The sequence below is a fragment of the Nostoc sp. C110 genome (assembly GCF_043099725.1).
Classification (GTDB): domain Bacteria; phylum Cyanobacteriota; class Cyanobacteriia; order Cyanobacteriales; family Nostocaceae; genus Nostoc; species Nostoc muscorum_A.
Genome location: NZ_CP171148.1, coordinates 4,116,888 through 4,131,495, shown reverse-complemented (window position 1 = coordinate 4,131,495; position 14,608 = coordinate 4,116,888). Strand labels below are relative to the sequence as shown.

Annotated in this window: 12 protein-coding genes; 6 read left to right on the top strand and 6 right to left on the bottom strand. The window is 42.3% G+C overall.

All coding sequences use genetic code 11. The features are described from left to right. Positions 1–114: 114 nt before the first annotated feature. The 4 genes from ACFFRD_RS23095 to nfi all read right to left on the bottom strand — a co-directional run bounded on the left by ACFFRD_RS23095 (position 115) and on the right by nfi (position 8,017). Entirely contained in the window at positions 115–4,101 is a 3,987-nt protein-coding gene (locus tag ACFFRD_RS23095; RefSeq protein WP_392477675.1) for a magnesium chelatase subunit H, read from the bottom strand. Between the two features lie 510 nt (positions 4,102–4,611). Then, entirely contained in the window at positions 4,612–6,570 is a 1,959-nt protein-coding gene (locus tag ACFFRD_RS23090) for an FHA domain-containing protein (protein WP_392477674.1), read from the bottom strand. A 134-nt stretch (positions 6,571–6,704) separates the two neighbouring features. Continuing rightward, positions 6,705–7,244, bottom strand: coding sequence for an FHA domain-containing protein (locus ACFFRD_RS23085; protein ID WP_179074942.1), 540 nt, complete (start codon positions 7,242–7,244; stop codon positions 6,705–6,707). A 107-nt stretch (positions 7,245–7,351) separates the two neighbouring features. Beyond that, a complete protein-coding gene (nfi, locus tag ACFFRD_RS23080) occupies positions 7,352–8,017 on the bottom strand; it encodes a deoxyribonuclease V (RefSeq protein ID WP_392477673.1) in 666 nt (221 codons plus the stop codon). Positions 8,018–8,250: 233 nt separating this feature from the next. Between nfi and ACFFRD_RS23075 the strand changes: the two genes are divergently transcribed. The 6 genes from ACFFRD_RS23075 to ACFFRD_RS23050 all read left to right on the top strand — a co-directional run bounded on the left by ACFFRD_RS23075 (position 8,251) and on the right by ACFFRD_RS23050 (position 12,014). Then, positions 8,251–8,769: a hypothetical protein gene (locus ACFFRD_RS23075; protein WP_392477672.1), complete on the top strand. Its 519-nt coding sequence runs from the start codon at positions 8,251–8,253 to the stop codon at positions 8,767–8,769. A gap of 290 nt (positions 8,770–9,059) precedes the next feature. Further along, entirely contained in the window at positions 9,060–9,851 is a 792-nt protein-coding gene (locus ACFFRD_RS23070) for a hypothetical protein (protein WP_392477671.1), read from the top strand. Then, positions 9,851–10,213, top strand: coding sequence for a hypothetical protein (locus ACFFRD_RS23065; protein ID WP_392477669.1), 363 nt, complete (start codon positions 9,851–9,853; stop codon positions 10,211–10,213). The genes ACFFRD_RS23070 and ACFFRD_RS23065 overlap by 1 nt, the downstream gene beginning before the upstream one ends. A gap of 123 nt (positions 10,214–10,336) precedes the next feature. Continuing rightward, positions 10,337–10,570, top strand: a complete 234-nt coding sequence (locus tag ACFFRD_RS23060) for a hypothetical protein (protein ID WP_194142834.1) — start codon at positions 10,337–10,339, stop codon at positions 10,568–10,570. Further along, the gene (locus ACFFRD_RS23055) at positions 10,558–11,004 is read left to right on the top strand and encodes a PIN domain-containing protein (RefSeq protein ID WP_163939354.1); all 447 of its coding nucleotides are present in this window, start codon (positions 10,558–10,560) and stop codon (positions 11,002–11,004) included. The genes ACFFRD_RS23060 and ACFFRD_RS23055 overlap by 13 nt, the downstream gene beginning before the upstream one ends. 44 nt (positions 11,005–11,048) lie before the next feature. After that, on the top strand, positions 11,049–12,014 hold the full coding sequence (locus ACFFRD_RS23050; protein ID WP_392477667.1) for an aldo/keto reductase: 966 nt from the start codon (positions 11,049–11,051) through the stop codon (positions 12,012–12,014). Between the two features lie 31 nt (positions 12,015–12,045). On the opposite strand, the gene ACFFRD_RS23045 is transcribed toward ACFFRD_RS23050, so the two are convergent. Together ACFFRD_RS23045 and lpxB are read right to left on the bottom strand one after the other, a co-directional pair. Then, entirely contained in the window at positions 12,046–13,311 is a 1,266-nt protein-coding gene (locus ACFFRD_RS23045; protein ID WP_392483148.1) for a DNA cytosine methyltransferase, read from the bottom strand. Positions 13,312–13,372: 61 nt separating this feature from the next. Beyond that, positions 13,373–14,557 carry a lipid-A-disaccharide synthase gene (lpxB, locus tag ACFFRD_RS23040; RefSeq protein ID WP_392477665.1) on the bottom strand — a complete coding sequence of 395 codons (1,185 nt, stop codon included), beginning with the start codon at positions 14,555–14,557 and terminating at the stop codon, positions 13,373–13,375. Positions 14,558–14,608 lie beyond the last annotated feature (51 nt).

The following is a 14,608-nucleotide window of genomic DNA, read 5'->3' as shown; positions in this document are numbered from 1 at the left end:
ACATATCTATAATTATATATTTGATTTTCATTTAGCCGCATTCCATACACTTTGTCAAAACCGTTTTTTATGTAGAGACGTTCTATAAAACGTCCCTACATTTATGATTAGGGATTATTCTATCCCTTCAATCCGGTCTTCAACCTCTTGGTACAACTCGCGCAGACGATCTAAATTCTCCTCGCTAGTCTCCCAATAACCGCGTCCATTCACTTCCAACAAAGTTGATACAATCTTGCGGAAAGAATGGGGATTAAGGTTCAGCAAGCGTTTCTGCATTTCTTCATCTTTGATGAAGGTTTCGTTAGTATCCTCATAAATCCAGTTATCCACAGCGCCGGCTGTCGCACTCCAACCTGTTGTATTCACCAACCGCTTGGAGAGTTCGCGCACACCTTCGTAACCGTGAGACAGCATCCCCTCGTACCATTTGGGATTTAATAATTTGGTACGCGCATCCAAACGCACGGTTTCTGATAATGTCCGCACTTGGGCGTTAGCTGTGGTTGTATCTGCAATATAAGATGCTGGTTTTTTACCATCACCCCGCAGACTTGCCACCAGCTTAGTGGGATCTGAATCAAAGTAATGGGAAACGTCCGTTAAGCTAATCTCGGAAGAATCGAGATTTTGGAAAGTTGCATCAGCAGTTTTTAATGTACTTTCAAAAATCTGCCGTGATTCGTCCATAATTCCGGGGTTATCGGAATTGAAGGAGAAGGATTTCCGGTTGAGATACATTTCCTGCAACTCGGCTTCGCTATCCCAAGTGCTGTTTTCTACCGCCAAGTTGATATTTGAGGAGTAGGAACCAGAAGCGTTGGAGAAAACGCGAGTCGCTGCTTGACGCAGATTAATCCCCATTTCTTCAGCTTGTTGCAAAGCGTGTTTGCGAACAAAGTTCATTTCTAAGGGTTCATCCGCCTCAGCCGCCATCTTCACCCCTTGGTCTAGCAGGTTCATTTGGTTGATGAACAAGTCGCGGAATACACCAGAACAGTTGATTACCACATCAATTCTGGGTCGTCCCAACTCTTCTAAAGATATCAATTCCAACTTGTTCACCCGTCCCAAGGCATCGGGAACTGGACGCACACCCACCATCCACATAATTTGCGCTAGGGATTCACCGTAAGTTTTGATGTTATCGGTTCCCCAAAGGACGCAGGCGATGGTTTCTGGCCATTTTCCTTCATTTTCTGCCTTGTTACGTGCCAAAAGCCTATCTACGACGATTTTGGCTGATTGTACTGCTGCTGTTGTTGGGATGGATTGCGGATCTAAAGCATGGATATTCTTACCTGTGGGTAATACATCCGGGTTGCGGATGGGATCGCCACCAGGGCCAGGTAGGATGTATTCACCTTCCAAGCCTCTGAGTAATGCTCCGAGTTCGTTGTCGGCACAAACTTGCTCTAGGCAGAATTCCAAATACTCAAATAGGGGTTTTAGGGCGGCGCTATCAACTTTGGGATAACCTGCTTTATGCAATGATTCTACCCAAGGTTCTTTTTTGCCCATGTTGAAGAAATTCAACCGGGAAACTAAAGAAACTCGTCCTTCCGCGTCGATTTGCTCTTGGACAAGGGCGGTAACTGCTGCACGGGTTGCCAAGGTGATGTCTTGGAGTAACTGGACATCTTCTAAAATGCCTCTGTCGTTATTTTGGTAAATATCGTCAATTTTACGTCCAAGGCTGTTAGCGATAATTCCCGGCAAGCCTTGAATTCCTTCTTCTTGACGATCTAGACTAGCAATGTTGACCAGAGTTGCGATCGCTTCTTCTGCACTTGGGGGTTTACCAATGACGTGCAAACCACAAGGCAACAACCGCGACTCGATTTCCATCAGCTTGCGGTAGACGTTGCCAACAATATTATCCCGCTCATCGGCACTCATGTCTCTGGCATCGGTTTCTGGCAGGTGAATATCCTTATCCAGATTCACGATCCGGCATTTATCCATGATGCTGTTAACAATGGAAACACCGCGTCCACTATCTTTTAAGGTTTGGTAGGAAGCAATTAACTCGCTGAGTTCCTTCAAACCTTTATACAAACCAGCATTTTCTGCCGGCGGTGTCAAGTAAGAAATTGTTTCGGCATAACTCCGACGTTTGGCAATTGTCGCTTCACTCGGATTATTGGCTGCGTAGTAATACAGGTTGGGAATTGAGCCAATCAAGTTATCTGGATAACAATCACCAGACATCCCCATCTGTTTACCTGGCATGAATTCCAAGGAACCGTGTGTACCAAAGTGCAGTACAGCATCAGCTTTCCAAACTTGCTCTAGGTAAGTGTAGTAAGCAGCAAAACCGTGGTGAGGACTAGCTGAACGGGAGAATAACAGCCGCATCGGGTCGCCTTCGTAACCGAATGTGGGTTGCACACCGATGAAGACATTACCGAATTGCTTACCATAAATCAGCAAGTTTTGCCCGTCACTGTTGAGATGTCCCGGAGGTGGGCCCCAGTTTTCCTCTAGGCGTTGAGAGTAAGGGGTCAGCGCTTCATACTCAGGAACCGACATTTTGTAAGCAACGTTCAGTTCTGGGCTGTTGTACTGCGCCTGTGCGTCATGGATGACTTCTTGCATCAACGCTTCGGCGGATTCTGGCAATTCTGGCAAGTCGTAGCCGTTATTTTTGAGGGCTTTCATCACCTCATAGATGGAGCCGAATACATCTAAGTACGCTGCGGTTCCCACGTTGCCTTTATCTGGCGGGAAGCTGAAAACGGTGATGGCGACTTTTTTCTCCAGCTTCGGTTTGCGGCGGAGGTTAGCCCATTTTAAGGCGCGTTCGGCTACAGCTTCCACCCGATCGCGCAGTGCGATCGCTTTCCCTGTAGCCCCATCTCTACCCGATAAAATTATTGGCTCAATTGCCCCATCCAATTCAGGAATCGCAATTTGCAAAGCTACTTGAATCGGATGTAACCCTAAATCGCTATCCATCCACTCTTCTGTGGTTTGGAATACTAAGGGTAACGCCACCATGTAAGGACGATTTAAGCGTTTGAGTGCTTCAATTGCCTTAGGATGGTCTTGTCTGGCTGGGCCACCCACTAAAGCAAAACCAGTCAGCGATATCACTGCATCTACCAACTGTGTGTTGGTATTTGGTTCATAAAAGTAAGCCTCAACAGGCTTGGAGAAATCCAAACCACCAGCAAACACAGGTAGTACCCGTGCGCCTAGTGCTTCTAACTCCTGCACCATTGCCACATAATGGGCATCATCGCCTGTAACTAGGTGAGTGCGTTGCAATACTAACCCGACACAAGGAGCTAGGGGATCTTTTAGATCGCTAGAAATATCCTTACGAGCTGTATACCAATTGAGGTACTCTCTGACATCTTCAAACATACTGGGAGCCAAAGGATGCCAAATCCCTAGATCGGGATAAACCACCGGCTGTTCGTATGTAGAAGGTGCAAAATTTTGTTTTTCTAAACCTTTAAATACATATTTATCAGCTAGCATCAGCAAGAAGTTTTCCAGGTTTTCTGGAGAACCACCTAGCCAATACTGAAAACTGAGCATGAAATTTCGGGCATCCTGTGCCTTGTCCATAGGTAAAAACTTCAGCACTTGCGGCAGGGTTCGCAAAAGCTTCAGCATCCCATCTTGGAATCCCGCACCGGATTTTTCTTTGCGTTTCCGCATGAATTGGGCGATCGCACTTTTTGACTGACCCAACTGTGCTAAGGAAAAGCTGCCCATTTTACTCAGGCGCATTACCTCCGGCATGGAGGGAAAGACAACAGAAACATCGAGATGATCGCGGTGTGGTTCTACTGCTGCTACAACTTTCTGTGCTAAGTCTTCGATGAAAATGAGGGAAGCGATGAAGATATTCGCATTCTCAATTTCTCGTTTGAACTCCTCGTAATTTTCGGGGTCGCGGAGTTCCTCAATCAAGTACCCGCTGATTTCAATCGCCAAGTTGGGATTGTTCGCGTTAATCGTGCGAACTGCTTGCGACAATGCGCTCTGGTACTGGGACTCAAGCACGACATAGACCACCTTGATTAAACTACGTCCGCGTAAGTTATCAGGCGCAATGTGTCTAATGGTGGACTTGACGTGTGTGAACATGCTTCTTCGGCTCCTTTGATGCGTGTTCTCTGAAGGAAGTTCCTAGCGGCATCATCAGCCACAGGTAACTTGTGATCTTTAGGCAATATCTGTTTTTTATCAGAAAACGCTTGCCCAGTAGGCATTTTATCCCTTATATGACACAAATCGATATAAAAAACGAAATATTTCTTTGTAATTGTTGACTTTATATAAAAGTACTTGCTCACTAATTTGTAAACTTTTTGTAATATATTTTTATAGTTAAATAGCTATTTATCTATATTATTGCAGCTAAAAAACAAAACCCGCACAAGCGGGTTGTAAAATTTTGATGTTTGGCGAAATGCTTAGGCGTAGAGGATTGTAGACATCGCCTAATTACTATAATTTCTGAATTAAAATAAAGTTTAGCTTCTAACTGTTTCAAAATCTTCTTCGGATCGTTCTTATCTGCCTTCAGAAATTTTCAAGCAGCAAAACCTGCAACAGTTAAATACTGTATTTCTCCATGCCTTGTGCATTATTAAACTAAGGTGACTGATTTAACACCCACTTCAACCACTGCCTAAAAGAACTTATAGTATTCAAACGATTAACTCCAGGCGCACGGGTGGCGGCGAGTCCATCAACGGCTACTAATGCAGCATATTGCAAGCCCAAAAAACTATCAACTGCTGCATAAGGGCCACCTAAAGTAATAGCTCCAGCAGCATACATTTGACCTTTGCCACTACGCATTTCTACTAGTTCAAAATTGTTTGCTACAGTCAATCGTCCCAGATGATTTACTGGGAGATTGTAATGTTTTACTAAATCTGATATCAGAGGATTGGCATCTACTTTCGCATCCAGTCCAGTAGCATCAACAATAAAGTCAGCTAGCAATTTTATTTCCCCAAAGCTTTGTTCTCGGATATGAGTAATAGTCCGGTTTTGGGCATCTCGTTCTACATCTAAAACCTCACCAAAGGTAATTTGATACCAGCCTTCGCTGATGCCTTGGGCAGTAATTTGCTGCCAGTCCTGGCGGTCGGCGGTGGTAGTTCCACCCCAGTCTGCTAATAAACGCTTGCGTTCATCGGGGGTGGCTTTTTCTAACATTGCCCGAAGTTCGCCGCCCCAACAGGCTTTTGGCCAGTTAAAGGGTTGAAATTCGTAATGATTTTTGACTAGGCGCTGGGTATTTTGAAATTTGTTACCTTGAGGTTTTGGCGATCGCATTAAATGCAAAACTGCAATATTCCGATTTCGCTTTCTGGCTTCATAAATGCGCTGAATAATCCGCGAAGCCACAATTCCCCGCCCTCGAATCAATACCGTACCACCTTGTTGCTCTAGTTGCTCATAAACATGATCGTGTGCTTCATAAGCATTGACGACAGATTTAAAATCTTGATATTTTTCTCTATAAGCTTGCAAATCTGGAAGAAACTGAATTGCTGGATATCCAGTAGCTAAATGTAAATAACGAGTAACTAAAAAAGCATAATTTCCTGGGGCGCGAGAATAGGCTACGCAATATCTGCCATCATCAGTTTTGCGAATTGCCCTAACTCGTCCATAACGATAAATTTGATTCCAGCCAATGCGCTTCGCTTCCCGGTCTATGGAATCAAAGACATTACCCGCACGGGGTGTATAAGTTTCGGCAAATGTTGGTTCAGCAAATACTTGCCATAAATACTTCAATGCTGAGTTTATCTGTCCCTTGCTGCAATCACGCCAAGCTTCGCGCAAAGCATAACTAGGCCAGCCCCAAATATTATCAGGGCAAGAGTCAGAATTAGAACGCAGTCTTTCATATAAGGGAATTTGCGAATTCAAACAAAGGCGCTTGTAACGAGCATAAGGCTCTGCTTCCAATCCCAAAGCTACAATCTTGTCAGGACGCACACCACTAATTCGCAGTAAATCTGCCCAAACAAAGCTACCCAGTCCCGCCCCGATCGCTAGATAATCAGATTCATCTACTGATAGACCTGTAGCATGAAGCGCTTGGACGGCGACATTTTCCGATTGAAACGCTAGTGGCGGGAAATTACTTGCCAAGGGCGTTAGCGGCTGGGCTACAGGCAATGTGGGGTCTGGAAGATTGGTATTTGCGTTGAAGTGAATCGTTGAAGGGGGGCTGGTATCTGGTTCAGAGACGCTAGCACCAAATTTCACTGTGATTACATAAGGGCCAATTTGCAATGTATCGCCATTAGCCAAAACACTGCGCGTTTGTGGTTTACCGTTGACATATACACCGTTAACGCTGCCTTGGTCAATCACCACTAGCTGGTCTTGTTCCCAGTCAATTAGGGCATGGTAACGAGAAACCTCGTTACTGTTAAGCAGCATCCGAGAAACGCGCATTCCCCTAAGTTCGGCAGGTAAGCGAGGGAATTCTCGACCAAAAGCGATCGGTATATTCAACCTTGGTTCTCGCCGTTCTCCTGTCGCTGGTTCTTCCCAACTCAATTGAATTTGTAAGTCATTTGTCATTTGTCATTTGTCATTGGTCATTGGTCATTTGTCATTGGTCATTGGTCATTTGTCATTGGTCATTGGTCATTTGTCATTGGTCATTGGTCATTTGTCATTGGTCATTAGACTTGTTCAATGATTCCCCCTTGTTCCTAACTACCCGGTGCTACTAAAACACTCACAGCCGCAGCCAAAGATGTTCCACACCAATGACAGCCAATTTGTAGATTCTCTCCTGGGGAAACTTTATGACATTTGGGGCATTCTAAACCATAAATTCCTAGCGCTGGCGCGGGAGGTGTTGGTGAATGGTGATGATGGCCGGGATGCGGTGGCATTAAAATTGTTGCTGGAATGCTGCCTGTGGAAACTTTAGTAACGTTGAGTTTTATTTGTCCCAAAGAGATACTAGTACCCTCTGTTAAAGGCATTTCACCTTGAACTAATTGCCGTCCATCGACAAGGGGGGGATTTTGCGATCGCAAATTTCTGATATAAAAGCGCTGTTGCTGGTGATGAAAAAATATTTCAACGTGCAGACCAGATACAGTAGGATGACTCAAAATAATATCGCACCGTAGGGGATCGCGACCAATGCGGACAGTACCAGGATTTTGACTTGGCTGTTGTTCGTAAATGTTCTGAGTTTTATCTTGACCTGCATCGTGCCACTGTAAAGTTAGTGCGTTCATTGTTCTAACTTCGTAAATCGTATTTAGCTACTTCAACTTCCTTCTGTGCGATTCCTAACATGATTGAGCCGGTGGAAGCAAGTATTTAGAAAAAACTTCAACAAGCTTTATCTATCCGATGCTAATTTATCAGCGATGCGTGTAGTTTCTGGCAGCCGATATTTTGGCGTGCAGCGTAATACATAGTCAATTGCTGTAGGTAAACTAATGCGATGACCACTGGAGATGTAGAGAGGTTTTACCCCGGTGCGCGATCGCAAAACAGCCCCGACGGTTTCACCGTTATATATCAGTGGTTGGCTGCTGCCTTTGGTTTCTGCCAATTCCTCAAACTTACCTACCAACCTGGACTTAGCTACACCAATTGTTGGCATATCTATAAGTAACCCTAAATGGCTAGCTATACCTAATCTGCGGGGATGAGCAATTCCTTGACCATCACACAGGATAATACCTGGTGTTGTTTGAATTTTCTCCAAGGCATCGAGAACAGCTGGAATTTCCCGAAATGAGAGGAACCCAGGAACATAAGGAAAGGTAGTAGGACGGTGTGCTAGGCTCGTCTCAATTACTTGTAAATCAGGAAAACTCAGTACTGCGACAGCTGCACGGCTAATGGTTCCATCAGCTTCAAAACCCATATCCACTCCAGCAACGTACTGGATCGGTTCTTCTAGTTGATCCTCAGTAATTACTTGATCTCGCAGCTTTTCTTGGATAACTATGGCTTCTTCCAGCGTCGAAGGCCAAGCATGATCTCGATAAAATTTCATATTGAAAATGGGAATTAAACTGATTAATATTAATCCTGTTAATTTGGCAAGGGCAAAAACCGATGTTAATCCAGGGAAATATATTTTTTACAAAAGTCTGTGAAAGACTATCTTTATACTAAATATTTTAACCTAAGTTAGTTGATATTTTGCATCATAATGTTACTTAAGGCTTTTAAGAGGGAATTCTAAGAATGTAAGCTTATTTTCCTAGATTTTCTCTTTTAGTGGTTATGACACAGCCGAATATTCTGGAACTTGCAAAACAGGGAGATGTAGATGCGATCACATCTCTGATGAACCGCCACCTACACCCTAAAGGGATCACAGCAAAAGTTGCCTTTCAAGATGCTTGGTTAGAGGTAACACTAGAATCTGCCCAAGTACCAAATCAGCAAATTTTAGTTGCATTTATTCGCAAAGGGTTAACTGGTTTAGGAGCTGCATCTATTGAAAACGTGAAAATTTACGGACAACAAACGGGTAAGAAATTTCCATCTTGGACTAAAGAGTTTAATCTAAGCATAGTAGAAGATGAATTAGCAGCAGATAATGAAGAGTCTTCTAGTGAACCTCAATTTTTAACTATTTTTATTAATTTAAGTGGCGATACAGCACGGGGATTAACAAACCAAGATTTTGAATCTATTGCTAATAAAATAAGCTCTGATATTTTATCATCGTGTACTGACGTTTTTATTCAAAAAGTAAGTATTAGTAATGGTAGCTCTATAATTACAAAAGAACGTTAGTATTTAAATTTCCTGATGCAAAGGTGCAGAAAAAGAGTCTAAAGCAGGGGCTTATGCCAAAAATACAATACGGCAGATTTCAGGTAAATGAAGTACATATATAAAACCCAAAACTTTGTAGAGACGTAGCACTACTACGTCTCTACGTGTATTCGATTAAAGCGCAATCTGCTGTAGATCAAGGAAGTTTTAAATCTATAGCTCTAAAAATTTTATAAATGTTGCTTTTGCCTGTATATGGGGAATCTTAAGATAGACAATAATTTATCAGTTCTTCGCATTTATTGGTTATGAAACAGCCGAATATTCAAGAAGCTACTAAACAAAAACTACAAAACTTTTACTGGCCTTTATGGTTTCCTTATCCTAGCTCTTGGTTAAAAGCATTAATTTTGAATCTATTTTTGAGCTTTGTTATATTTATACTCAGTAATCCTGGAAAGTTAGGCTACCATATCACATACTTGGTACAAAGCCCCGAATTATTTGCCATATTGACAATACTGTTAATCCTATCTCCAATTCCTATAATTTCTTTCACTCATCACTTATTACACCTACTCATAAGTCGGTTCATATCAGAAATACAAGCACCAGAAATAGGTAGAACAAAAGGCTTATTTCCAGGAATAATGAGTTGGTGGGAAGGATTGTATGCTTGGCTTGTAATTTCAACTTCTGCACTCATAGCAGCTTTTTTCTCGACAATATTTTTGCCATTATTTAATATTAGTTACACCAAACCAGTTGAATCCTACACAGACATTGAAAATAAAATAATAGTAATATTTGGGCTATTTTATATTTCTAGTGGGGCACTAACTTATCAAATTGAATATTTGGTCAGACACAGAATAATATCTGCTTACTCTGGCACTAAAGAAACAGATATAAGTAAATCCAAGACTGATTTAAATAAAGATCAAGAAATTAATAGATTGCGCGGCGGAATGGGTTTACACAAAATGACATCCAATATTTTATCGAATGATGAAGAAACTCCAATCATTAAGAGTCAGTATAAATATCGTAATTTCAAAAAAACTTGGATGTTCGTTTTTTTGTATTTTCAATTGCTGTAGTGATATTATTATCTTTGAAATTTGGAGAAATTCTTCCTCTAACATCTAAAACCAATACACAAATACCATCAAAGTCTGTATTAGTTACACCCTCACCAGTCATTTCAGAATCTCCGACTGTGTTACTTCAAACTGATACATTCCGAGAAGCAGTAAGTAAAGCAATTAATGCAGCTAACCTTACTCAATCAGCAAAATCTCCAGATGAGTGGAAGACAGTTGTAAGTCAGTGGGAAACTGCGATCGCACTTATGAAAACTGTGCCATCTTCCAGCCCAAATTATGCAATCGCTCAACAAAAAATCATAGAGTATCAGAAAAATATCACCTACGCTCAGAAAAATGCCGTCGGTAGTAAGTAATGCGATCGCACCTCAAAATTAAGCTAGAAAAGGCAGTGCGTAGCTTGCCGCCGTAGGCATCGCTCTGATTTTCACCTATCCTGATAGAAATGGGATGTTCGACACTAATGAGGATAAATTATCATGCTTAATGGACTCAGGCAACAGGCGATCGTCAAACCTGGTGGTGTAGTAGAAATCTCTTCTCCAGAACTTCCAGCAGGTGCAACAGTAGAGGTGATAGTACTTCTGGAGTCACCCCCAAAGCATTCTGAAAAGCCCTTAACTAGCTTTATCGGTTCTGCTAAAGGCAGTTTTGCGACACCGGAAGAAGTGGATAAGTTTATTCGTCAAGAACGAGATGCATGGGAATTCTAGATGCTATTCAAGGCACAAAGGTATACCTAGATACCAACATTTGGATCTATGCTTTAGAAGGACATCCAGCATTTGCCCAAGATTTAACCCAGTTATTCCAAAGTATTGATCGAGGTAACTTGAGTGTAGTAACTAGTGAATTATCACTTGCTGAAGTATTGGTAAAACCTTTCCAAAATCATGACTTAGCTCAACAGACAACTTACCAACAACTGATTAGCAATTCACAAAATTTAACAGTGATTCCTGTCAGTCGTCAGATTTTAATTGAAGCTGCTCAACTTCGTGCCAGTATTAACATCAAATTACCAGATGCTATCCATTCAGCAACAGCACTGTTGACTCAATGTTCTACTTTTCTAACCAACGATCAGCGCTTTCGCAGTGTTCCTAAACTATCAGTAATTTTGCTTTCTGAGATTAATCCCCCCTAGCTAAAATTTTATAATAAAAAGTAATTTCGCCCCCGAAGCCAATTATGACAGAAGGAAAGACGCGGCGTAATTTCCTAATTACCAGCATTGCTGTAACTGGAGGTATTGTGGCAACTAATGCTTTACAGCAAAATAGTACTAACACCGCAACACCGCCAGCAACTATGCCAGAACGGATGCTGGGACGCACGCAAGTAAATCTTCCGATCTTCGGGTTAGGAGGAGCAGGACAAACGCCACTATCCTGGGAAGGAAAAGAGGGTAATGCTACAGCAATAATTCAAAGAGCGCTGGAACTTGGCATTCGCTACTTTGATACAGCGGCTAGTTATGGGCCGAGTGAAGATTATTTAGGTAAAGTGCTACCATCCCATCGCTCAAAGATATTTCTAGCCAGCAAGACTGATAAAAGAGATCGGGATGGAGCTTGGCGAGAATTGGAGCGATCGCTAAAACGTCTCAATACAGATTATCTCGATTTGTGGCAGTTGCATCACGTTTCTTTTTCCGAAGAACTCGACACCATTTTTAGTCCATCTGGCGCAATTAAAGCTTTAGAAGAAGCCATACAACAAAAACTGGTACGCTTCGCAGGTATTACCGGACATCACGATCCTCAAGTTATTGCCGAAGGCTTACGCCGCTATCCTTTCCACACTACACTCATACCTGTGAATGCCGCCGACAAACACCACCCACATCCATTTATCCCGGTGGTTCTACCAGTTGCTCAAGAAAAAAATGTCGGTGTGATTGCGATGAAAGTCCCAGCTTATGGTCGACTATTTAAATCAGGTGGATTGACAGGTATGGAGCAAGCTTTAGGTTACACAATGTCTCAGCCTGGAGTACATTGTTGTGTAATTGCGGCAGAAACTATTTCACAATTAGAGAATAATGTCAAGATAGCGCGGGCTTTTGTGCCTCTCAAAAAGGAAGAATTGACTGCGATCGCTCAACGCACTGCTAATATCTGGGAAGATAGTACATTTTTCCGTACTTGGACTTAGCCGAACCTTGCACATATTACAAAGTGTATTATTACTCACGCTGATAATATTGTTCCGCTTGCGACATCTTAAACTGTAGTAGCTTCTCGTCTCCCAACTTGTATCGCAACCTCGGCTTAAAAGGCGAAATATTCAAACTACGAATAATTTCACTCGCTACAGCTTTGGCTAGGAGCGGTGGTACAGAGTTACCAACTTGCCGAAATCCATGCCATTTGGTTACATGAAATCTAAACCAATCGGGGTAAGAATGTAATCTCGCCGCTTCCCTGACTGTAATACAACGGGGCGTAAATGGATGAATCGGTCTAGGAGATGTGAAAGAACCCCTATACTTATCTGTTCCGGCTCTTAAAGTATTGCAGACACCAGCAGGATGTAGCTTATGAAAACGACTAATTTTTTCTCTTTCACCTTGTTCAGTTTCCTGAAAACGTTGAATAGTTTCCGCAGAATGTTTTGTTCTTAAACTTGAAGTAAGGATTCGTAAATCATATTCACGTTTATAAGAATAATCATTTTTTAGGCATTTAAGACCGCGAAGTAGACAAGCATAATTACTAGGCTTTTCGTATTCTCCAACAACCCAATCTCTTGTTACTAACTCAGGATATTTTTCTATGTCTGGTAAATCTTTAATCGCATCCCAGACTGTAGGACTCAAGGGGATATCAGATATTTTTTTAGAAGTTAAATTATTTGGTAATGCTGGTTTAGTAATCGGTTGAGGATATTTTGGTAACTCTACATCCTCCCTTGCCCCTATAAGAAACAATCTCTCACGGGACTGTGGTACTCCGTAATTTGCAGCGTTGAGAATTTGGTAATTCTCTTCTACTTTATAACCGTAAATTTGAAACTCGCTAATTAATGTTTGGAGGATTTGTTTATGTTTACCAACCGTTATCCCTCGAACATTTTCCATTACAAAGAATTTTGGTTTTAGCTCAAAAACCAGGCGATGAAAGTGAAACACTAAAGAATTTCGCGGATCATCAACAACCCGTTTACCAATTAGAGAAAATCCTTGACATGGTGAACCACAAATTACCACATCAATTTCGCGATCGCCAATTTTAGACCGACTCCTAATTTCTTCACCGGTTGTATCCACAACACTTTGACATAACACTGAGCAATAAGGAAAGTTAAACTCATGTGTTGCACAGTGGATAGGGTCGATTTCTACAGACGCTAGTACGTCAAAACCAGCTTGTTCAAAGCCAAGCGTCATACCACCCGCGCCAGCGAACAAATCAACTGCGATCGCTCTTTGTTTTCTCATCTCATAAGCCATGACACCTCTAAAAAGATTGGGCATTGGGAAGAGGACTTGGGGACAAGGGGAAAGACTTGTTTCAAGTTCTCACCTCTTGTCCCCTACTCCCCGCCACCATTTGCAAAATCTCTTGAGCAGCGCGATCGCACACTCCAACTTCTCCTAAACTTTGCCGCATTTCTTCATAATCTAGCAAAGTTTGCTCTCTGCGACTGGGATTGAGTAGTAGTTCCATCGCTGCTTGGATAATATTCTCTGCTGTGGCTTGCTCTTGTAAAAATTCTGGCACAATCGGCTTCATCACAACTAAATTTGGTGGCGATGCAAAGGCGATAGAACCTTTGAGGATTTTACGAGCTATCCAAGCAGTCAGGCGACTGAGGCGGTAAACTACAACTTGGGGCACATTTAACAGAGCAAGTTCTAAATTGACAGTACCAGATTTACTAATGGCTAAATCAGCCGCAGCAAAAACTTCCATTTGTTGACCTGATAGAACTGTCGCCCGTAAACCGTAACGCCTAATAGCCTCCTCAATTGGCTGTCTATAGACTTCCAAAGAAAGGGGAATCCAGAAATGAACTTCGGGTAATTTAGCTTGAATAGTTTGGGCGGCTTGAAAAATTACTGGTAAAAGATATTTTAATTCTTGGCGGCGAGAGGCGGGTAGAAGTGCGATCGCAATTTGTTCTGGCGCAATCCCCAGTGTTGCACGCGCTGCTTGGCGACTGGGAGCGTCTTGCATTCGGTCAATCAAAGGATGCCCTACCCAAGTAACTTTTGCCCCTTTCTCACGAAAGTAATGGGCTTCTTGTGGGAAGATTGCCAACAGCTTATCTGTAAAACCAACAATTCGGTTAGTTCTACGTAAACTTAATGACCAAGCCCACTCTTGGGGAGCAATATAATACACCACAGGCACATCTGGTAACTGCTGTTTCATATAAGTCCCAATTTCCAGATTGGGAGTCATATAATCGATCAGCACTACTAAATCAGGTGGATTTTGTTTTAGGGAAGCGATCGCCTGACGTTGTACCTGGAGAGTAGGTAGAATATAAGGCAACCCTTCTAGAATACCCATTGAGCCAATACTACTAGTATTGCCCAATAAGATTGCCCCAGCCTCCACCATTTTTTCGCCACCCAGCGCCACAATCTCTAATTTCAACCCAATCGCCATAGCTTGACGCTTCAGCGCTGTAATTAGCAGCGACCCTTGTAAATCGCCAGATACTTCGCCAGTGCTGATAAAAATCCGCATTTGATAATTGGTAATTAGTAAAAACTTAGGAATGAATAGTTAGCAGTGAAT

Bases quoted from the DNA above. Each gene is read 5' to 3' on its own strand.
- ACFFRD_RS23095 (WP_392477675.1), bottom strand. From the start codon at position 4,101: ATGTTCACACACGTCAAGTCCACCATTAGACACATTGCGCCTGATAAC.
- ACFFRD_RS23090 (WP_392477674.1), bottom strand. From the start codon at position 6,570: ATGACAAATGACTTACAAATTCAATTGAGTTGGGAAGAACCAGCGACA.
- ACFFRD_RS23085 (WP_179074942.1), bottom strand. From the start codon at position 7,244: ATGAACGCACTAACTTTACAGTGGCACGATGCAGGTCAAGATAAAACT.
- nfi (WP_392477673.1), bottom strand. From the start codon at position 8,017: ATGAAATTTTATCGAGATCATGCTTGGCCTTCGACGCTGGAAGAAGCC.
- ACFFRD_RS23075 (WP_392477672.1), top strand. From the start codon at position 8,251: ATGACACAGCCGAATATTCTGGAACTTGCAAAACAGGGAGATGTAGAT.
- ACFFRD_RS23070 (WP_392477671.1), top strand. From the start codon at position 9,060: ATGAAACAGCCGAATATTCAAGAAGCTACTAAACAAAAACTACAAAAC.
- ACFFRD_RS23060 (WP_194142834.1), top strand. From the start codon at position 10,337: ATGCTTAATGGACTCAGGCAACAGGCGATCGTCAAACCTGGTGGTGTA.
- ACFFRD_RS23055 (WP_163939354.1), top strand. From the start codon at position 10,558: ATGGGAATTCTAGATGCTATTCAAGGCACAAAGGTATACCTAGATACC.
- ACFFRD_RS23050 (WP_392477667.1), top strand. From the start codon at position 11,049: ATGACAGAAGGAAAGACGCGGCGTAATTTCCTAATTACCAGCATTGCT.
- ACFFRD_RS23045 (WP_392483148.1), bottom strand. From the start codon at position 13,311: ATGGCTTATGAGATGAGAAAACAAAGAGCGATCGCAGTTGATTTGTTC.
- lpxB (WP_392477665.1), bottom strand. From the start codon at position 14,557: ATGCGGATTTTTATCAGCACTGGCGAAGTATCTGGCGATTTACAAGGG.